Origin of the sequence: Buttiauxella gaviniae ATCC 51604 (assembly GCF_001654835.1) — a bacterium.
Classification (GTDB): domain Bacteria; phylum Pseudomonadota; class Gammaproteobacteria; order Enterobacterales; family Enterobacteriaceae; genus Buttiauxella; species Buttiauxella gaviniae.
Map to the genome: position 1 here is coordinate 159,706 of NZ_LXEP01000004.1, position 20,832 is coordinate 180,537.

General features: G+C 49.5%; 19 protein-coding genes, 1 tRNA gene and 1 pseudogene. 8 read left to right on the top strand and 13 right to left on the bottom strand.

All coding sequences use genetic code 11. The features are described 5' to 3' along the window. The first annotated feature begins 98 nt into the window (after positions 1 to 98). The 3 genes from M977_RS02870 (at position 99) to M977_RS02880 (ending at position 3,558) form a co-directional block, all read left to right on the top strand. On the top strand, positions 99 to 1,559 hold the full coding sequence (locus M977_RS02870) for an AMP nucleosidase (protein ID WP_064512035.1): 1,461 nt from the start codon (positions 99 to 101) through the stop codon (positions 1,557 to 1,559). Between the two features lie 12 nt (positions 1,560 to 1,571). Further along, complete coding sequence (locus M977_RS02875) at positions 1,572 to 3,350, top strand: aminopeptidase P family protein (RefSeq protein ID WP_064512036.1); 1,779 nt, start codon at positions 1,572 to 1,574, stop codon at positions 3,348 to 3,350. Positions 3,351 to 3,482: 132 nt separating this feature from the next. Then, positions 3,483 to 3,558 (top strand) — tRNA-Asn (locus M977_RS02880). Between the two features lie 58 nt (positions 3,559 to 3,616). On the opposite strand, the gene ldtA is transcribed toward M977_RS02880, so the two are convergent. The 4 genes from ldtA to uvrY all read right to left on the bottom strand — a co-directional run bounded on the left by ldtA (position 3,617) and on the right by uvrY (position 7,802). Beyond that, entirely contained in the window at positions 3,617 to 4,552 is a 936-nt protein-coding gene (gene ldtA / locus M977_RS02885; RefSeq protein ID WP_064512037.1) for a L,D-transpeptidase, read from the bottom strand. Positions 4,553 to 4,702: 150 nt separating this feature from the next. Continuing rightward, positions 4,703 to 5,260: a CDP-diacylglycerol--glycerol-3-phosphate 3-phosphatidyltransferase gene (gene pgsA, locus M977_RS02890; RefSeq protein ID WP_064512038.1), complete on the bottom strand. Its 558-nt coding sequence runs from the start codon at positions 5,258 to 5,260 to the stop codon at positions 4,703 to 4,705. A gap of 57 nt (positions 5,261 to 5,317) precedes the next feature. Next, a complete protein-coding gene (gene uvrC, locus M977_RS02895) occupies positions 5,318 to 7,150 on the bottom strand; it encodes an excinuclease ABC subunit UvrC (protein ID WP_064512039.1) in 1,833 nt (610 codons plus the stop codon). Further along, positions 7,143 to 7,802 (bottom strand): UvrY/SirA/GacA family response regulator transcription factor, encoded by a 660-nt coding sequence (gene uvrY / locus M977_RS02900; RefSeq protein WP_064512040.1) that lies wholly within the window; start codon positions 7,800 to 7,802, stop codon positions 7,143 to 7,145. The genes uvrC and uvrY overlap by 8 nt, the downstream gene beginning before the upstream one ends. 421 nt (positions 7,803 to 8,223) lie before the next feature. Here uvrY and M977_RS02905 point away from each other — a divergent pair, with 421 nt between their 5' ends. Then, a complete protein-coding gene (locus M977_RS02905) occupies positions 8,224 to 8,448 on the top strand; it encodes a DUF2594 family protein (protein ID WP_034458173.1) in 225 nt (74 codons plus the stop codon). Positions 8,449 to 8,521: 73 nt separating this feature from the next. Here the strand turns inward: M977_RS02905 and sdiA are convergent, their stop codons facing one another. The 8 genes and pseudogenes from sdiA to M977_RS02945 all read right to left on the bottom strand — a co-directional run bounded on the left by sdiA (position 8,522) and on the right by M977_RS02945 (position 16,175). Beyond that, positions 8,522 to 9,244, bottom strand: coding sequence for a quorum-sensing transcriptional regulator SdiA (gene sdiA, locus M977_RS02910; RefSeq protein WP_064512041.1), 723 nt, complete (start codon positions 9,242 to 9,244; stop codon positions 8,522 to 8,524). 207 nt (positions 9,245 to 9,451) lie between these two features. Next, on the bottom strand, positions 9,452 to 10,204 hold the full coding sequence (gene tcyN / locus M977_RS02915) for an L-cystine ABC transporter ATP-binding protein TcyN (RefSeq protein ID WP_064512042.1): 753 nt from the start codon (positions 10,202 to 10,204) through the stop codon (positions 9,452 to 9,454). Beyond that, positions 10,201 to 10,869 carry a cystine ABC transporter permease gene (gene tcyL, locus M977_RS02920; protein ID WP_064512043.1) on the bottom strand — a complete coding sequence of 223 codons (669 nt, stop codon included), beginning with the start codon at positions 10,867 to 10,869 and terminating at the stop codon, positions 10,201 to 10,203. The genes tcyN and tcyL overlap by 4 nt, the downstream gene beginning before the upstream one ends. A 15-nt stretch (positions 10,870 to 10,884) precedes the next feature. Further along, positions 10,885 to 11,871, bottom strand: coding sequence for a D-cysteine desulfhydrase (gene dcyD / locus M977_RS02925; RefSeq protein ID WP_064512044.1), 987 nt, complete (start codon positions 11,869 to 11,871; stop codon positions 10,885 to 10,887). A gap of 123 nt (positions 11,872 to 11,994) precedes the next feature. Further along, entirely contained in the window at positions 11,995 to 12,795 is an 801-nt protein-coding gene (gene tcyJ, locus M977_RS02930; RefSeq protein ID WP_064512045.1) for a cystine ABC transporter substrate-binding protein, read from the bottom strand. A 211-nt stretch (positions 12,796 to 13,006) separates the two neighbouring features. After that, a pseudogene (gene fliZ, locus M977_RS02935) lies at positions 13,007 to 13,555 on the bottom strand (flagella biosynthesis regulatory protein FliZ); the annotation flags it as partial. Positions 13,556 to 13,704: 149 nt separating this feature from the next. Then, entirely contained in the window at positions 13,705 to 14,424 is a 720-nt protein-coding gene (locus M977_RS02940; RefSeq protein ID WP_064512046.1) for an RNA polymerase sigma factor FliA, read from the bottom strand. 164 nt (positions 14,425 to 14,588) lie between these two features. Beyond that, positions 14,589 to 16,175, bottom strand: a complete 1,587-nt coding sequence (locus M977_RS02945; RefSeq protein WP_064512047.1) for a flagellin N-terminal helical domain-containing protein — start codon at positions 16,173 to 16,175, stop codon at positions 14,589 to 14,591. 243 nt (positions 16,176 to 16,418) lie between these two features. On the opposite strand from M977_RS02945, the gene fliD reads away from it, so the two are divergent. The 4 genes from fliD (at position 16,419) to amyA (ending at position 20,194) form a co-directional block, all read left to right on the top strand. Then, a complete protein-coding gene (fliD, locus tag M977_RS02950; protein WP_064512048.1) occupies positions 16,419 to 17,819 on the top strand; it encodes a flagellar filament capping protein FliD in 1,401 nt (466 codons plus the stop codon). Positions 17,820 to 17,834: 15 nt separating this feature from the next. Continuing rightward, positions 17,835 to 18,242, top strand: coding sequence for a flagellar export chaperone FliS (gene fliS, locus M977_RS02955; RefSeq protein ID WP_064512049.1), 408 nt, complete (start codon positions 17,835 to 17,837; stop codon positions 18,240 to 18,242). Further along, a complete protein-coding gene (fliT, locus tag M977_RS02960; protein ID WP_064512050.1) occupies positions 18,242 to 18,604 on the top strand; it encodes a flagella biosynthesis regulatory protein FliT in 363 nt (120 codons plus the stop codon). Before fliS ends, fliT begins: the two co-directional genes overlap by 1 nt. Positions 18,605 to 18,706: 102 nt before the next feature. Then, entirely contained in the window at positions 18,707 to 20,194 is a 1,488-nt protein-coding gene (gene amyA / locus M977_RS02965; protein WP_064512051.1) for an alpha-amylase, read from the top strand. Positions 20,195 to 20,240: 46 nt separating this feature from the next. On the opposite strand, the gene yedD is transcribed toward amyA, so the two are convergent. Further along, the gene (yedD, locus tag M977_RS02970) at positions 20,241 to 20,654 is read right to left on the bottom strand and encodes a lipoprotein YedD (protein ID WP_064512139.1); all 414 of its coding nucleotides are present in this window, start codon (positions 20,652 to 20,654) and stop codon (positions 20,241 to 20,243) included. Positions 20,655 to 20,832: the final 178 nt, after the last annotated feature.

Here is a 20,832-nt window from a genome sequence, read left to right on the forward strand (position 1 = left end):
TGCTTTTCTGACCACGCCCCCTTCCGTTCCCTCCTCCCGATGACATACTATCGAAGCTGCAAACAGCCCTGTAAAAATCAGCAGGATGAGGAGAAAAGATGACGCATCAGACAGCCGCCACAGCCCTTACCCCGAACCAGGCCCTCGATAAACTAGAGGAGCTGTACGATGCCTCGGTCAACGCACTGCGCGACGCTATTGGCCAGTATGTTGAGAACGGCACACTACCCGAAATTGAAAAACGTGCCGCCGGTTTATTTGTCTACCCGGAGTTGCGCGTCAGTTGGGATGGCACCGTACATCATCCAAATAAAACCCGTGCCTATGCCCGCTTCACCCACTCTGGCAGTTACACCACCACCGTCACCCGTCCTGCTTTATTCCGCCATTATCTCGCCGAACAACTCACACTGCTTTATGACGACTATGGCGCGCAAATTGAAGTAGGGTTATCGCAGCATGAAATCCCGTATCCGTATGTGATTGATGGTTCCAGTTTGTCGCTGGACCGCTCAATGAGCGCCGGTTTGCCGCGCTATTTTCCCACCACCGAACTGTCGCAAATTGGCGATGAGACCGCCGATGGGTTGTTCCACCCTGGCGAGTTCTACCCGCTTTCGCATTTTGATGCCCGTCGCGTCGATTTCTCACTCGCGCGTTTACGCCACTACACCGGCACCCCGGTAGAACATTTCCAGTCATTCGTGTTGTTTACCAACTACACCCGCTACGTGGACGAGTTTGTACGCTGGGGCTGCCAGCAAATTCTTGACCCTGAAAGCCCGTATGTTGCACTTTCCTGCGCAGGTGGCGTGTGGTTGACGGCCGACAGCCAGGCCCCGGAAGAAGCGATTTCCGATCTCGCGTGGAAAAAACACCAGATGCCTGCGTGGCACTTGATCGATGCCAACGGTACCGGCATCACGCTGGTGAATATCGGTGTTGGCCCGTCGAATGCGAAAACCATTTGTGACCACCTGGCGGTGTTGCGCCCTGCGGCGTGGTTGATGATTGGTCACTGCGGCGGTCTGCGTGAAAGCCAGTCGATTGGTGATTATGTTCTGGCTCATGCGTATCTGCGTGACGATCACGTTCTGGATGCAGTGCTGCCACCGGATATCCCAATCCCAAGCATTGCCGAAGTGCAGCGTGCGCTCTATGACGCAACCAAACTGGTGAGCGGCATGCCGGGTGAAGAAGTTAAGCAACGTTTACGTACCGGGACTGTCGTCACCACCGACGATCGTAACTGGGAGTTGCGTTATTCCGCATCGGCTTTGCGTTTTAACCTCAGCCGCGCCGTCGCTATTGATATGGAAAGCGCCACCATTGCCGCACAGGGTTATCGCTTCCGCGTACCGTATGGCACGTTGTTATGTGTTTCCGATAAACCTTTGCACGGTGAAATTAAACTCCCCGGCCAAGCCAACCGCTTTTATGAAGGGGCGATTTCGGAGCACTTACAGATAGGTATCTGCGCGATTGATCTCTTGCGAGCTGAAGGCGAACGCCTGCACTCACGCAAATTACGCACTTTTAATGAACCTCCTTTCCGTTAAGAGAAAATAATAATGCAACACACCTCACCCCTGGCTGCCTTGCGCAGCCTGCTTAAAGAGCGCGAACTGGATGGCATGCTGGTTCCACGCACCGACGCATATCAGAGTGAATATTGCGCGCCTTATGACGACAAACTGGAGTTTATCAGCGGCTTTGATGGCTCTGCGGGCCTGGCGCTGATTCTGGCTGACCGCGCGTTGCTGTTCGTTGATGGGCGCTATCAGGTTCAGGCGCGCCAGCAGGTGAATCTGGACGAGTTTGAAATCCACCATTTACACGATGAGCCGATTCACCTCTGGCTTCATGAAAACTTGTCAGCCGGTAAACGTATCGCATTTGAACCACTACTGATGGTCAACAGCCAGTATGAAAACCTGCGTACCAGCGGCTGCGACCTGGTTGCCGTTAATGATGACCCGATCAATCAAATCTGGGCGACACGTCCGGCGATACCTCGCGGCCCGATACGCCAGATGCCTGATGAGATTAGCGGCGAATCAACCGCTTCCAAATGCGCCCGCGTCGCGCAGGCACTGACGCACGAAGGTGTCGATTATCTTGCCCTCACATTGCCAGACAATATTGCCTGGTTGCTTAACGTTCGTGGTTCAGACATCCCAAAAAGCCCGGTGCCGCTTTCTTTTGCGCTGGTTAAAAACGACGGTGCCGTTGAGTGGTTTGTTGACGAGACGAAGCTGCAACAACTCGACAGTTCAGTGCTGGAGTCAATAGCCCTCCACAGCCCGGAAACATTCCTCGCGCGCTGCCAGCAACTTGCGGCCGGCAAACGCTTTTTGCTTGATGGCGACAACACGCCTGTCGCCGTGCGCTTTGCTGTGGAACAAGGCGGCGGTGACATCGAATGGCAGCCAGATCCAATCACACTGATGAAAGCCAATAAGAACGATATAGAACTGGAAGGCTATCGTTCAAGCCACGTTCAGGATGGTGCCGCATGGGTTAATTTCCTTGCATGGCTCAGCCATGAAGTACCGCTGCGTGAAGCCGCTGGCAACCCGATTACTGAACTTGAAGCCCAGGAAAAACAGCTCGCTTTCCGTCAGGAATGTGACAACTTCATCGAGCAAAGCTTTGGCACCATTTCCGCCGCAGCAAGTAACGCCGCGATGTGTCACTACCACAGCGCGCCGGAAACCAACTTCGCCATCGTCGGTAATGAATTTTACCTCAATGATTCCGGTGGCCAGTATTTCAACGGCACCACCGATGCCACCCGCACGCTGAACTTTGGACAACTTGATGCCCAACGCCGTCTGCACTACACCGCGGTTCTGAAAGGCTTCCTGTCGCTGATTTCGCTGCAATTCCCGCAAGGTGCACAAGGCCACCAACTGGATGCATTTGCCCGTCGTCCGCTGTGGGAACTGGGTCTGGATTATGACCACGGTACGGGTCACGGCGTCGGGCACAACATGCTGATTCACGAAAACCCGCACCGTATGGCGAAAAAAGTGAACCCGTGGCCAATGCTGCCGGGCAACGTGCTGACTATCGAGCCGGGTTATTACCTCGCTGGCAGCCACGGCATTCGTATTGAAAACCAGGTAGAGGTTGTCGCCTCACAGCCGGGATTCTGTAAATTCGCCTCGCTGACGCTGATTCCGATTGATTTAAGCGCGGTGGAGTTACCGTTGTTAAGCGAGCAAGAGATTGCATGGCTTGATGATTACCACCAGTTGGTGCGGGAAACATTGTCGCCGCTCGTTTCCAGTACTGCGCGGCCATGGCTGATAGAGGCAACAGCGCCAGTTAGAACGCAACGCATGTAAATCCCTCAAAGAGCCGTGTTTTTGCGGCTCTTTTATTCTTTTTGTTGATTAAACCAGCAATCAAACGCATTTCACCTAAACAGCCTTTGACAACCCAGTAGCCGCTAGTTACTATGCGCCCCGTTAACCGATTCCTCTGTAGTTCAGTCGGTAGAACGGCGGACTGTTAATCCGTATGTCACTGGTTCGAGTCCAGTCAGAGGAGCCATATTAGAGAAGCCCGCTTAGGAAACTAAGCGGGCTTTTTGCTTTTTAACATTTGCGTTTTATAGCTGACCTGCTTTTCTAGATTCAATGCTAATTGGCACCGGCATCCCGGAACGACGGGTCAACGCTGCGCTCGCCATACCTGCATCTACGCCAGAACCTTGCGTCATATCGCGCAGTGTCGATGTCATTGGTAGCGGGACTTTCTTGTCAGATTCAAACTCCGCGCGGTTACGGGACAACGGCTCATGCACTTCCAACCAATGCCTTCCGTCAGGTTCGACGGTTGCTTTCACCGGCTGATCAATCAGCTGCACGCGCGCGCCCACCGGCACATTATCAAACAGATATTTAATGTCGTCTTTGCGTAGGCGGATACACCCTTGGCTCACGCGCAGGCCGATACCAAAGTTGGCGTTAGTACCATGAATAGCATAAAGCTTGCCGATGTAAATCGCATACAACCCCATCGGGTTATCCTCACCCGGCGGCACGTACGCTGGCAGAGTTTTCCCTTCTTTCGCGTATTCGCGTCGGGTATTAGGTGTTGGTGTCCAGCCTGGAGCTTCCTGCTTACGCTCAACCCTCGTCACCCAGTTACGCGGGGTTTCTCGCCCGGCCTGTCCAATGCCAATGGGGAAGATCTCAACCGTGTTGCTCTGATCCGGATAGTAGTAAAGCCGCATTTCGGCGACGTTAATCACGACGCCCTGGCGTACGGTATCAGGCAAAATCACTTGCTGCGGAATCGTCAACTGGGTACCGGCTTTTGGCAGAAATGGATCTACCCCTGGATTGGCTTCCAGCATATTGCTTAGTCCCTGCCCGTAGAGCGCGGCAAAGTACTCTAGCGGCTGGGTATTCCCTTCAGGTACGCTAACGGTTAGCGGCGAGCCAACCAAGCGGCTACCCTCGGGTGGAAGCATATAGGTAACGGCCTGGGCGCTACAGGTAACGGCGGCAAGCACAAGGGCAAGCGAGGATAAGCGAATCATAATTTCCCTATTATCGGATATGGCATCGATAGGTTAAATATAACCTTCTATTGAGATTCGGTGAGGATTTCGGTATTTGGATCTGGGGGAGTTTGGTGCTTGTAAGAGATGAGCCCGAAAGGAGCTCATCTCTTGTGTCTGATATGGTTATTAAGTGCCGGAACTGTCGAGCAGATCTTTGCTTGCCGCTTTTAAGTACTGGAACATTGACCAGAAAGTTAGTACCGCAGCGATAAAGAATAAACCGATCCCCGCATACTCAACCCACATATTTGGGCGCCAGAGCATACCAATCAGTGCCAGCATTTGCGCCATGGTTTTGGACTTACCAATCCACGAGACCGCAACACTGCTGCGCTTGCCAATTTCAGCCATCCATTCGCGCAACGCAGAGATTATAATTTCACGGGCAATCATAGTGGCCGCGGGCAGCGTCACCCACCATGAGTGGTAGTGTTCCACTACCAGCACCAGCGCAACCACGACCATAACTTTATCCGCTACGGGGTCGAGGAATGCTCCAAAGCGCGTGCTTTGGTTCCAGCGGCGCGCCAGATAGCCATCAAACCAGTCTGTTATTGCAGCAAACCAGAAGATAAACGCGCATAGGAAAGGTGCCCAACTGAACGGCAGATAAAAAGCCAGCACAAAGAATGGGATAAGGACGATACGAAACAGAGTAAGCAATGTCGGAATATTAAATTGCATAGTGCTGGTTAACTGTCTGTCGTAAGTGGAAATTGTCTCTATGTTGCTACAGAGCCCTTAATGTTTCAACGAGTAGAAGATCTTTTCTGCCAACGCTTGCGAGATGCCTGGCACTTTTGCAATTTCTTCTACGGATGCATTCTTTAATGGTTGCAATCCCCCCATATATTTCAACAACATCTGGCGACGTTTTGGCCCAACCCCTTCGATTGTCTCCAACGCACTGGTATTTTTCACTTTTGCGCGTTTTTTACGATGCCCGGAAATGGCATGATCGTGGGATTCATCACGGATATGCTGAATGACATGCAGCGCCGGGGAATCCGGCGGCAGAGAGAAACCTTCCCCTTCTGGTTCGAAGAACAACGTTTCAAGCCCGGCTTTGCGGTCCACGCCTTTTGCCACGCCGAGCAACAGTGGATGATTTTTATCCCACTCCACATCTAGTTCTGCGAAGACGGTTTTTGCCTGGCCGAGTTGTCCTTTGCCACCATCAATCAGGATAACGTCCGGGACTTTACTTTCATCGATAGTTTTACCGTAACGACGACGCAATACCTGGTTCATCGCGGCATAGTCATCGCCAGGTGTTATACCTTCTATGTTGTAGCGGCGATATTCCGCACGTAGCGGGCCGTTAGCATCAAAGACCACACAGGAAGCTACTGTCTGCTCACCCATGGTATGGCTGATGTCAAAGCACTCCATCCGTTTTATGGCTGGCAACTCAAGCACACTGGCTAAGGCTGCTAAACGTTGATGGATAGTCGACTGCTGCGCCAGACGCGTCACCAGTGCGGTAGCCGCATTGGTTCGGGCAAGTTTAAGGTAACGAGCGCGATCGCCTCGTGGTTTGGTCTGCACGTTGATGCGCCGCCCCGCCAGTTCCGTCAGAGAATCTGAGAGCAGGTTTTTATCCGGCAAATTGAAGTCGAGCAGAATTTCAGAAGGTAAGGTGCGCATCTGGCTGCCCTGCAAATAGAACTGGCCAACAAATGTTTCAACCACTTCTGACAGTTCTGTGCCATTGGGTACTTTCGGGAAGTAACTGCGGCTGCCCAACACTTTACCCTGGCGAATAAACAGCACATGTACACACGCCATACCCGAATCAAACGACACACCGATCACATCCAGATCGTCGCCGGTATTTGAGACAAATTGTTTTTCTGTCACACGGCGAACTGCCTGAATCTGGTCACGAATTCGCGCAGCGGCTTCAAATTCCAGGTTTTTGCTCGCCCCTTCCATTCTGGCGATCAATTGGTTCAGAACCTGATCGTCTTTTCCTGACAGGAACAAGCGCACATATTCCACCTGCTGGGCGTAATCTTCTTCACTGACCAAACCTGCAACACACGGCCCAAGACAGCGTCCAATCTGGTATTGCAAACATGGACGAGAGCGATTGCGATAAACATTGTTTTCGCACTGACGAATCGGGAAGATTTTTTGTAATAACGCCAGCGTTTCGCGTACTGCGTAACCGTTCGGGAATGGCCCAAAATATTCACCCTTCGCATGTTTCGCCCCACGATGCATAGCAAGTCGCGGGTGAGTATCACCGCTAAGGAAAATGAAAGGATAGGATTTGTCGTCACGCAGCAGCACGTTATAGCGTGGCTGATAAAGCTTGATGTAGTTATGCTCAAGCAGGAGCGCTTCTGTCTCGGTATGGGTTACCGTCACGTCGATATGCTGGATGAGTGCAACCAGAGCTTCCGTTTTACGGCTGGCAAGATTGCTCCTGAAGTAGCTCGACAGGCGTTTTTTCAGATCTTTGGCTTTACCAACGTAAATAACCGTCTCACTGGCGTCATACATACGATAGACGCCAGGTTGGCTGGTTACTGTCTTGAGAAAAGCTCGTGGGTCAAAGATTTCACTCACTACTGATTAACGTCTCCGCACTAAATAAACCATGACGAATGGCCAGGTGTGTCAGCTCAACATCGCCACTGATATTCAGTTTACTAAACATGCGGTAACGGTAACTATTGACCGTTTTCGGGCTTAGACTAAGCTGCTCAGAGATCTCATTGACCTTCTGGCCTTTGGTGATCATCAGCATAATCTGTAATTCACGCTCAGACAAACTGGCAAACGGTGTGTCCGTTTTTTCTGGTTCGATCTGGCTTAACGCCATCTGTTGGGCGATGTCTGATGCAATGTAACGCTGACCCGCGTTTACTGAACGAATCGCATTAACAACATCCTGCGGTGCTGCACCTTTACTTAAATAACCCGCAGCACCTGCCTGCATGACTTTCGCCGGCAGCGGATTTTCAGTGTGAATCGTCAGCATAATCACTTTGATATCAGTTGAGTATCGCGCGATTTTGCGTGTTGCTTCAAGGCCACCAATGCCCGGCATGTTCATGTCCATCAGGACAACATCAACCTGATGGCTACGGCACCACTTAACGGCATCCTCACCGCAATTTGCTTCACCTGATATCTTGATCCCTTTGATATCTTCAAGAATGCGTCGTATCCCTGCGCGCACCAGTTCGTGGTCATCAACAAGAAGTACGTTGATCAAAGGGGACTCTCCAGAAAAGGAATTACGCTACTAAAAATTATCACGCTATATTAACGGGTTTTCCGGTAACTTTAAAATGCAAAAACAGATTTTCAGAGTTTCCACTGTTTTTGGAAATTTAATTGTACAGTGGAAACTGTACAAGCAAATTGATTAATTTATGTCTTTAAATAATAAAAATGCTTTTCACATTAAAAAAAACGATAATCCATTAATATTAGACGTATTAAATAATGCTTATACACCCTAACTTTTAACTACAAACAAACATAATCAAAACAATTTAACAGCATCGTACAGATTACAACCTGGACGATTAGCGTTAGCACTAATAAAATGGTTTACGATTGTGCTATACTCCGCCGCCTTACGAAACCGTTACACAAAACAACGGTGTACCAACCGAGACCGAGGAACACAAATGAGCACTCCTGATTTTTCCACCGCAGACAACAGTAGTGAACTGGCTATTGAAGTTACCTGCCTGAAAGCTATGCTGACTCAGATGCTGAAAGCCATGGGCCAAGCCGATGCAGGCAAGGTTATCATCAAAATGGAAAAGCAAATTGCTCAGATGGACGACTCGGCACACGCAGAAGTCTTTGGTAATACTGTTAAGCAAATTAAACAGGCTTACCGTCAGTAATCGTTAAACGGCGGCTGGATGAGGAATGTTTCTCCAGCCGTTTCGTCGAAGAGTCATCGAATTAACTCCCCTTTCAAATTATTCCAATCGCTGCCGCATAACAGGCAATTTGTGTTTTATTTGGCGCGTTAAATTTCTTCTGCATATTTTTCTGATGAAAATTGACGGTATTTTCTGATATCGACAAAATAATAGCTATTTCAGCCGATGTTTTTCCTTCCCCCGTCCACTGCAATATTTCCCGCTCGCGCTTGCTGAGTTTTAATGTCAGCGCATCCATAGACGGATCGTTGAGACGTGTTAATGTCATCAGGCTCAATTCACCCAAATACTGCAGGCGTAACTGAAGCTCATCGCCAGGTAATACTTTCCCTTTGCCCTGAGTACGTGAAACCGAGTAAAAACCAATCGCCCGATTAGGTGCCATTACACACTGACTAATGCCGCGGCGCAGGCCGTGATCCCTTGCCGCATCCCAGAACTGCGGGGTATCACTAAAAAGCTCGTCATCCCAGGGTAAATGACCACGCATGAAGTTTTCCGGGCGTAGCACCGGGTCAATCGCAAAGTAGTTTTCTGCATGGTAGTGATCGAGCCAGCTTTGAGGATAGGAAGACCTTAAAGAGGTTTTTGGACGAGTAAATGGCACCGGGTGACGTATACATAGCGAGTAATAGTCAAACTCCAACAGCTCAGTTTGCTGATGCAGAATTTTTGTTATTTCATCAGCCTGAGTGACAGACTGGAAGATATTAAGCGCATCCAGCCGCCAGCTAAAAAAGTTACGATCATCCATTATATCTGGCGAATCTCCTGACAATGAATTCATTTTCAAATGTAATGCTTAACGCTATCACATTTACCAACATTATTTATATGATTTAACTGCAACAACAGCTGAATATTGAAAGTCATTACTCAATAGTTATTTTTTATTTATAACGCTTATTAATTACAGGGTTAATTCACTATAAATAAATGGCCCCATTTGGGGCCGTTCAAGCTACTGCGTCAGGAACTTTTCAAGAAATTGCTGGGTACGAGCCTGCTTAGGGTTAGCAAACAACTCTCGAGCCGGCCCCTGTTCAACAATACGTCCCTGATCCATGAAAATAGCTCGGTCAGCAACATCACGGGCGAAGCTCATTTCATGGGTCACAATCACCATGGTTCGCTTCTCTTCAGCCAGCTGGCGGATTGTACTCAATACTTCCCCCACCAGCTCCGGATCGAGTGCTGAGGTTGGCTCATCAAACAGAATCACTTCCGGGCGCATCGCCAGCGCACGGGCAATCGCTACACGCTGTTGCTGGCCACCTGAAAGGCGGCGCGGGTAACTGGTTTCTTTGCCGCTTAAGCCAACTTTCGCCAGCAGCTCACGGGCGCGCGCTATTGCTTCTTCCTTCGGCTCACCTTTAACAATCACCGGCCCTTCAATGATATTTTCAATCACCGTGCGGTGCGGGAAAAGGTTGAAACTTTGGAATACAAAACCAACATGCTGGCGCAGTTCGCGCACTTTATTCTTTTGCTTATTCAGCGAAAGCGCTGCATCAATGGAGATATCGCCAACCCTTATGGTTCCCGACTCCGGTTGTTCCAGCAAGTTAATGCAACGTAAGAGCGTAGTTTTACCTGAGCCGCTTGGCCCAATAATCGCCACCACTTCACCCGCTTTTACTTCCAGATCGATGCCATGCAGCACGGTCTGCCCATGGAATTTCTTGATCAGTTGTTTTACGTCGATGGCACTCATTTTGGATCCCTGTCCTGGCGATTGAGTTGATTTTCAAAGTAGTTCTGCAACGAAGAGAGCACCGTTGCCATCACCCAGTAAATCAAGGAAGCCGCGAGATACATGGTAAACACCTCAAGCGTGCGCGAAGTAATAAGCTGAGCCTGACGAAACAACTCGGGAACCTGAATTGTGGCTGCAAGCGAGGTGTCTTTTACCAGGCTGATAAAGCTATTACTCAGTGGTGGTAATGCAACACGCGCGGCCTGCGGTAAAATCGCCCGGCGCAAAGTTTGCCACGGCGTCATACCGATACTTGCCGCCGCTTCCCACTGCCCTTTCTCAATTGATGAAATGGCAGCACGCAGAGTTTCTGATGCATATGCCGCCATATTCAACGACAAACCAATCATTGCAGCCGGAATAGGATCAAGCTCAATACCAAACTGCGGCAGGCCGTAATAGATCATAAACAGCTGCGCGATTAACGGCGTACCACGAAAAATCGACACATAGAAACGTGAGAGCAGTGAAAATGGCCAGAATCGCGACAAGCGCATCAGCGCCAGTAAAAAACCGAGAATCAGCCCAAAGAACATACCGCCGATGCTGAGTTGCAGCGTGAACACCGCACCTTTGAGCAGAAATGGCGCTGAATCCAGCACCAGTTGAATACTTTCTTGCATAGATACCCTGTTTTTCTAAATATGCGGATGGTAAGCAAACAACGCTGGCGCCCCACCGGTATGAATAAAAATAATCGGGCCTTCGTCTTTAAAACGCTTCTGGGCAACGCCGTCTATCAACCCCGCCATCGCTTTGCCAGTGTAAACCGGATCGAGCAGTATCCCTTCCAGGCGGGCGAGAATTTTAATCGCCTCAAGCCCTTCTTCGTTCGGCGTGCCGTAGCCCGGAGCGAAGTAGTCATCCCAAAGTTTAATCGGATTGTTTGCGCTGACACTAAGCGACTGCGCGACTGCCTGCTGCAATGCTTCCACTTTCGGTAATTGCTGAGCAATGGTGCGCGACACGGTAACGCCAATTAAATCAACATCCGGCATAAGCTGTTCAAGCCCTACCGCAAGTCCTGCATGAGTCCCGGCACTTCCGGACGCAACAACAACAGATGATACGCTCACCGCACCTTCGCACTGCTGGGCGATTTCCAGCGCGCTTTCCACATAACCCAGCGCACCCAATGCATTAGAGCCACCGACCGGAATCACGTACGGGCGAAAACCCTGTGCTTCAAGACGAACGGCTATTTCTTCGAGTTGTTGGTCTGGCGAATGCAACGCATCACACATTTCGATTTCGACATCAAACAGGTCGAGCATCAAACGGTTGCCATTGGTGAGATAGTTTTCTGCCTGTGTACCAATCGGGTTTTCCAGCAAAGCGACACATTTCAGGCCGAGCTTTGCAGCAACCGCTGCAGTTTGGCGAACGTGATTCGACTGAATTGCCCCTGCGGTGACCAGCGTGTCAGCCCCTTCACGTAATGCGTCAGCCGCCAGAAACTCAAGTTTACGCAACTTATTCCCGCCCATCGCCATAGGGGTTGTGTCGTCACGCTTGATGTAGATTTCACGGCCGAGATAGTCAGAAAAACGCGGCAAATATTCGAGTGGCGTCGGGGCGCCGATAAATTCCAGACGCGGGAAACGCGTCAGATTGTGCAGTGACATGAGCAACTCCATACACTTATTAAAAATTCATATCTCTTCATTATGCACGAGCCTGGCCGAATGCCCGCAAATGCAAATAAAAAAAGGTGCTGAAATCAGCACCTTTTTTCAGGCTTTCGGAAACTACTTAGTCACGTCAGCACCAAACCACTTCTCGGAAAGCTTCGCTAAAGAACCATCTTTCTGCATTTCAGCGATACCTTTGTTGATTGCTTCAACCAGGTCTTCGTTGCCTTTACGCACGGCAACACCCGCTTCCTGACGAGAGAATGGAGCGCCAGCTACTGCCAGGGTATCTTTAGTTTTCTTCACCAGATCCAGTGCCGCCAAGCGGTCAACCAGAATGGCATCGATACGACCTACGCGCAGATCCTGATACTTAGTTGGGTCATCATCGTAAGTACGGATATCAACGCCCTGCACATTGGCACGCAACCACTCTTCGTAGTTTGTCCCAAGGCCAACACCCACTTTCTTACCTTTCAGCGACTCAGGCCCAGTAATGCTGCCTTCATTACCTTTTTTCACCAGCGCCTGAATACCAGAAACGGTGTATGGCGTGGAGAAATCATATTTTTGCTTACGCACATCGGAAATTGTGACCTGATTAATCACCACATCGATGCGTTTGGAGTCCAGTGACGCCAGCATGCCGTCCCATTTAGTCGGCTTAAGCGCGGCTTTCACGCCCAGGTGCTGTGCCAGTTGTTCTGCAAATTCCACTTCAAAACCGGTCAGTTTGCCATCATCACCCTGGAAGCTAAACGGAGGGTAAGTCCCTTCCAGGCCAACCAGCAATGTGCCGCGTTCTTTAACTTTATTGAGTAAGTTTTCCGCCGCAAACGTCTGCACACTCGCGCCAGCTACCATTGCCACAGCCAGCACGCCCATCAGCGCCTGACGCCCTACCATTGCTAATTTCATAGATACCCCGAATGTCGATAATTTGATGTAGTGTAACGACTTAATATAATCAATCAAAACCACTACGCTACAAGTTATGCCATTTTAATATATACCTTTATCTTTCAAGTTGCAGGTGCGTTGGCTGCTCTATTTCACCCGAATCACTTACTACAGTAAGCTCATCGGGATTCACTCGCTTGCCGCCTTCCTGCAACATGAAATCTTTTGGGTAATGATCAGAAGTTGATTTATTTTCCTGGAAATGGGCAAGGGTATTTTGGTTCAGGGTCTGGAACTGCCCGTACTTGCGCAGTGCAATACGGTAATTGTTGGTGCTGGTTGGCGGTAACCATTCTTCCAGGGAATCGTCGAAGAAGGCCTTAGTTGAAGTGGGAGATGGGATGTTTTGTAGGGCAAAATGATTCCCCAGACGACGCAGGCGCACCACATATTCGCGGATAGTGCCGTGGCTCATCTCAGTTTGCTCGAACAGGTATTCTTTAAAGCCAATGATATCGAAATAGTGTTGCTGCTCTTTGCAATACAAATCACCGCAAAAACGGCACAGTGCTGCCCAGGACTGGCGTTCAGCCTGCCAGCCATTTTCATCTATTAAGGTATCAAGTTGAGCAATGGCAGTTTTGCTGACAATTTCACCCCCACGCGTAAGCGTGATTCTGTCGAGCAATTTTGCGCACTGCGCACAATGCGTTTGTGTGTGTTTAAAATCTTTCAAATAACGGCTTAATGGCCGTTTTTTTAATTGCTGCACCGTCATTATGTAATCCCGATTATCTCGCCAAATACCCAAATAATTCGAGTCGCACCGCTACGGCAAGAGAACAAGTCCCGATAAACTTACATCAGTAAGTGATTCGGGCGGGTGAACGCTGCCTACAAAGATGCAACTTGAAGTATGACGGGCATTTACAACTTACCGAGCTTAGTGCGTAAACGTTTAATCGCCTGGCTGTGCAACTGACTCACGCGCGACTCCCCCACTTCCAGCACAGCGCCAATCTCTTTCAGATTCAGCTCTTCCTGGTAGTAAAGAGTCAACACCATCTTTTCGCGATCGGGTAACGCATCAATTGCGCCCATCACACGTTCACGCAAATTCCCTTCCAACAGTTGTTGAAGCGGGTTTGCCTGCTGATGCTCTTCAGTAATCAGTTCGATACTATCGCCATGCTCTTCACGCCACTCGTCATAAGAGAAGAGTTGGCTGTTATTGGTGTCGAGCAACATCTGACGGTATTCGTTGAGCGGGATATCCAACCGGTCTGCCACTTCTGTTTCGGTAGCATTACGGCCCAGCTCTTGCTCCAGTTGACCAATTGCCTGCGCAACGCCGCGGGCATTACGCCTGACGCTGCGGGGCACCCAGTCACGGCTGCGCAACTCATCAAGCATCGCCCCACGGATGCGCTGCACCGCGTAGGTAGTAAATGCCGTTCCTTGCAGGGCATCATAACGGTCCACTGCGTTTAACAACCCGATGCCGCCCGCCTGTAGCAGGTCGTCAAGCTCCACACTCGCGGGCAGACGTACCTGCAGGCGCAATGCTTCGTGACGCACCAGCGGTACATAACGCTGCCACAGCGAGTGTTTATCCATCACACCTTCAGCGGTATACAGTGAATTCACGATAAACAGCCCTGCGTTAGTTGAGTTATCGGCATGATTATCCGTTTCTGGAGGGTTTTTAATCGCAAGAATAGTGGGTGAAATGAGGGGTTATTTGGGGGTTATGGGTAACAAGCATAAAGAAAAAACCCCGCAAGCGCGGGGTTTGGTCAGGTTTTGGCGAATTAACGCAGCAGAGACAGCACGCCCTGCGGAACCTGGTTAGCCTGTGCCAGCACAGAAGTACCAGCCTGCTGCAGGATCTGCGCGCGGGACATGTTGGAAACTTCAGTAGCATAGTCAGCATCTTCGATACGGCTACGAGCAGAGGTCAGGTTGCCCAGGGTATTACCCAAGTTAGTGATGGTAGAATCGAAACGGTTCTGTACCGCACCGAGGGAGCTACGCAGTGTATCAACCTGTTGCAACGCTTTGTCAATTGAACTCAATGGATCAACAACAGCTTCTTCGCCAGCAGTGACGACACCGCTATCCTTATCTGCATCCGCTTTGTAATAGGAGACTTTACCATCTGTATCAGTATTCTTGATGAGATACTGAGTAGAAGCTTTTCCATCTGCACCTTTGACTTCGCGAGCCATTAGTTCATTGGTACCTTTCAATGATGTATTTACAGATGTCAGGTCAGCTTTGACAGCATCTTTGCCTGTCGTTGTAGAACCAGGGATTTTCAGTACATTGTTTTCAGATACAGCAGTGTAACCCGGCCCACCTGTAGTATTAGGGGTGCTGTCTGCTGCACCTAAAGTTACAGCGCCAGAAGCAAGATCGATTGTCGCAGATGCAGCGCTCCACGATTTAGTACCATCAGTAATAAGGAATGTACCATCGTCATCCTTACGGAATACCTGATAGTCGGCAGCGTCAGCTGTATTTTTCTGAGTTGACGAAGCAATATCATCTAGCTTAACAACCGTGCCATTATTAACAAAAGTGGTACCTGTAGCAGCGGTACCTGCTGCACCAGCAATAACAGTAGAAGAAGTATCGAAGGAAACTGTATTAGTATCCGCATCGTAAATTGCGGCATAGTAATCGGTTCCCACTTTTACAGCCAGAGAACCTTCTTTGGTCGTATCTGTTGCAGAAGTAAGAACTTCCAGAGTACCGCTAGCAGCTTTCGGTGGGAATTGTAGGTTAACATTTACTGCAGGTGTATTTACTGGATCAACCTTAGCTGACAGTTCTGTTACCCCTTTTAGATCTTTGCTGCTGATCTGATTAGATACATCAAGCTTGTCCAGACCAAGAGTCTTGGAAGTTATTTCCTTTAAATCAATGTCAATGGTTTCGCCATCGTTAGCACCAACCTGAATTTTCATAGAGCTGTCAGCAGCCAGAACTTTCACACCGTTGAACTGAGTTTGACCGGAAACGCGGTCAATCTCGCCCAAACGCTGGGTGATTTCAGCCTGAATTGACTCCAGATCTGAACCAGAGTTAGTCCCGTTAGTTGCCTGCACAGACAGTTCACGCACACGCTGCAAGTTGTTGTTGATTTCAGACAACGCGCCTTCAGTAGTCTGCGCGATGGAGATACCGTCGTTGGCGTTACGGGAAGCCTGAGTCAAACCTTTGATGTTTGCAGTGAAGCGGTTAGCAATTGCCTGGCCCGCTGCATCGTCTTTGGCGCTGTTAATACGCAGACCGGAAGACAGACGCTCGATAGCAGTGCCCAGAGAAGATTGAGATTTGTTCAGGTTGTTTTGGGTCAACAGCGACAGGCTGTTAGTGTTGATAACTTGTGCCATGATTTTATCCTTATCAATTCACATTTTGTGGTTGGGCTGTTGCCCACGGTTTCTCGCCGTCTACCCATGTATCGGCACACTATTTTCGAACTTTAGAAATATTTCACTTTTTAACTAGCCGCAGAAATAACCCGCAACGCCTTCATTATTCCCCCCATTAAATAGCTGCAAATATCATTAAACTTTGTGCTCTCGTTGCCGATACCACTGTGAATAATTGTTAGTAATGAAAAGGGAATAATAATGGCTAGCGTTTCTTCATTAGGGGTCGGATCCAACCTGCCGTTGGATACTTTATTGGCTAACCTCAGCACGGCGGAAAAAGGTCGACTGACACCGATTACCGCGCAGCAGTCCAGCTACAGCTCAAAACTAACGGCTTATGGCACGCTTAAAAGCGCAATTGAAAAATTCCAGACCGCGAATACCGCACTGAATGACGCTACCCTTTTCAAAAGCAGCACAGCCGTTAGTAGTACCACTGATTTAGGCGTTAGCACTGGCGCGGGTGCCGCTGCAGGCAAATACACCATTAGCGTAACGCAACTGGCGCAAGCACAATCGCTGGCAACGGGTGGTGCTAAGAGCGCGACAGATAAACAAAGCACCGTTTCATCGACCGACCGCACGCTGGTCATCAACCAGCCGGGTCGTAAAGAACCGCTGGAAATCAAACTTACCGACGATCAGACCTCACTTAATGGTATTCGTGATGCGATTAACGCCGCCGATGGTGGTGTTTCTGCCAGCGTTATTAAGAATAAAAGTGGTGAATTCCAGTTAGTTATTTCATCGACTGAAACCGGTGTAGATAACGCGATGACGATTAGCGTCAATGGTGACAGCGAACTCAACGATCTGCTCGGCTATGATTCAAAAACTAAAACGGGCAATTTAACGCAAACTATTGCACCTCAAAATGCCCTGCTCACTATCAATAATATCGAAGTAGAGAGCGGCAGCAATACCGTTAAAGACACGCCAGAAGGCGTCACTCTGACTCTGAGCAAAGAAGTCACCAACGCCATCGTTACTGTTACCAAAAGCAATGATAAAGCTACCGCGGCAATTAAGACCTGGGTTGATGCCTACAACTCAATGCTGGACACTTTCAGTTCCCTGACGAAATACAGTGCGGTAGATGCGGGTGCCGACCAAAGCGCGGGCAATGGTGTATTGCTGGGCGACAGCGTAGTGCGCACGATTCAGACCGGAATTCGTGGCCAGTTTACGACGGGCGACACCGGTTCAAAATTCAGTACCCTATCGCAAATTGGCATTGCCCAGGACCCAACGACCGGCAAGCTGAAAATTGACGACGATAAGCTGAAAACAGCATTAACCACTAACTCAGTTGATACGCAAAAATTACTGGTCGGCGACGGCAAAACTACCGGCATAACCACCACTACTGCCAGCCTGGTAAAAGACTATCTGGCAGACGACGGTATCATCGACAGCGCCACTGACAGCATCAACGCCACGCTAAAAAGCCTGACGAAACAATACCTGGCAACCAGCTCCAGCATTGACGACACCATTGCCCGATACAAAGCTCAGTTTACGCAACTCGATACCATGATGAGCAAGCTGAACAACACCAGCAATTATCTGACTCAACAATTCTCATCCAGCAGTTCCTGATAACAAGGGGTAATTATGTACAGCGCGCGGGGTATACAAGCATATGCTCAGATTGGTGTGGAAAGCGCCGTCATGAGCGCGAGTCCTCATCAACTGATTGTGATGCTTTTTGATGGAGCATTAAGCGCTTTGGTCAGAGCTCGCTTGTTTATGCAGCAAGGAGAGCTGGCCGCGAAAGGGGAAGCACTGAGTAAAGCTATCAACATTATCGATAACGGCCTGAAAGCGGGTCTGGATAACGAACAAGGTGGCGAAATCGCAGAGAATTTATCGTCGCTGTATGACTATATGATTCGCCGTCTGATGCTGGCCAATCTGCGAAATGATGTAGCCATCATTGAAGAAGTGGAAGGGCTATTAACCAATATTGCGGATGCCTGGAAGCAAATCTCACCTCTGAATGCTGCGCGGGAGCCTGCCTAATGTCGCCGTATGTAGAACTGATCAGCCGCTGGCAGAACGTTGTGCTGTTAAGCCAGTCGTTGCTGGAACTGGCACAACGTGGCGAGTGGGATTTATTGCTGGAACAGGAAGTTGCTTACCTGCAAGGCATTGAGACGCTTAACGCCAACCCTATTCCACCAGGGACGGCGAAAAGCGTGCAGGATATGTTGCAGCAAAAACTAGAGCAAATTCTGGAAAATGAGCAGGCGCTAAAAAACCTGTTACAGCAGCGCCTGGACGAACTGAGTTCGTTAATCGGCCAGTCATCGCGCCAGCAAACCCTGAACCACACGTATGGAAGGTTATCAGGCCAGTTACTGGTACCTGATGCACCACAATAATTTTGCCTCACACTGCAAAGCATTCAATAACTAATCCGCTAATCATCCTAAAATCTTCCATACTCCAGTGGTCAGCTAAATGACTCCTGGAGCGTGGACTCGATGAAAAACCCAACCTTATTGCAATTTTTCCATTGGTATTACCCCGGTGGGGGTCAGTTGTGGGCAGAAGTCGCCGAACGCGCGGCAACGCTCAATGATATCGGCGTCAATATGGTCTGGCTGCCACCGGCTTATAAAGGCAGTTCCGGTGGCTATTCGGTGGGATATGACTGTTACGATCTTTTTGATCTCGGTGAATTCGACCAAAAAGGATCGGTGGCGACCAAATACGGCGATAAAGCGCAATTGCTGGCAGCAATAAAAGCCCTAAAAGAAAACGATATCGCAGTGCTGCTTGATGTGGTGGTTAACCATAAAATGGGCGCTGATGAGAAAGAGCGCATTCAGGTCAATCGCGTCAACCAAGAAAACCGTAATGAAATAGACGACGAAGTTATCGAATGCGAAGCCTGGACGCGTTACACCTTCCCTGCCCGTGCCGGTCAATACTCGAAATTTATCTGGGATTACAAATGCTTTAGTGGCGTTGACCACATCGAAAACCCTAACGAAGACGGTATTTTCAAGATAATCAATGATTACACCGGTGAAGGCTGGAACGACCAGGTTGATGATGAGCTCGGCAATTTCGACTATCTAATGGGCGAGAATATCGATTTTCGCAATCACGCCGTAACAGAAGAGTTGAAGTACTGGGCGCGCTGGGTAATGGAAGAAACGGGTTGTAACGGCTTCCGCCTCGATGCGGTCAAACACATTCCGGCGTGGTTCTACAAAGAGTGGATTGAACATGTTCAGGAAGTGGCTGAACAACCGCTGTTTATTGTTGCTGAATACTGGTCCCATGAAGTCGATAAACTTCAGGAATATATCGCGCAGGTCGATGGCAAAACGATGTTATTTGATGCCCCGTTGCAAATGAAATTCCACGAAGCGTCAAAACAAGGTCGTGATTACGACATGAGCCAGATTTTCACCGGCACGCTGGTTGAAGCCGACCCTTTCCACGCCGTCACTCTCGTTGCCAACCATGACACGCAACCACTGCAATCCCTCGAAGCCCCTGTAGAACCGTGGTTCAAACCCTTAGCTTATGCGCTGATTTTGCTGCGTGAAAACGGTGTGCCAAGCGTGTTTTATCCCGATTTATTTGGGGCAAGTTACGACGATGAGGGTGGCGATGGCGAAACTTACCACATCGACATGCCGATAATTGAGCAGTTGGATGATTTAATTCATGCCCGTGAGCGCTTCGCCCACGGCGTGCAAACGCTATGGTTTGATCACCCTAATTGCATCGCCTTTAGCCGCAGCGGCACCGATGAAAATCCAGGTTGCGTGGTGGTGTTATCAAACGGTGATGAGGGTGAGAAGACTATTACGCTTGGCGATAATTACGGCAGCAAAAACTGGCGGGATTATCTGGGCAACCGTGAAGAAACCGTCACCACCGATGAAAAAGGTAGTGCGACATTTTCCTGCAACGGCGGAAGCGTCAGCGTGTGGGTAATGGAAGAAGTGTTATAGATTGACTGAAACTTCCCTCTCCAGTTAAAGGAGAGGGAATCATCACTTACGGTAATTTGCTATCCAGCGGGTTCTTCTGCAAATAATCAGCACATTCTTGCGTCGGACGATCAACACGTTTCAGGGTCATACCGGCATATTCCAGCGTATCGCCTTCACGCTCAACGCTATAAACATCGCGTTTGTTGGTCACGTTATACCAGTCATCTGAACGCACAGTCAGTTTACCTGGCAGAGCAAGCACGCGCTGCCACTGGCGGCAATCGAGCGTATCCCCTTGCGGTGTGACCACAAGAGTCGCGATCGCTTCCGGGCTCACCATCTCACTTTGTGGGCCTTGTGACTGCCAGTAACCAGCCAGTCCTGCAGGCGCTGGGGTTTTAACCACTTCGCGGTAATTATCAACCTGCACACAGCCGCTTAACGCCAGCAACACTGTCAATAATGCAATCTTCTTCATCATCTATCCCGACTGCGGAGAAAAAATAATTTTCGCATTAAAGCACTTAGCCCGCCAGTGTTTCAGTAGCTTGCAACTAATCGAAGGAAATTAAGACGGGCTGTTCAAGCCCTGGCACAGCAAATCTTTTACCAGACTCAATGGCGAGTTGCAGATTATGAATTAAGATTATTCTTAT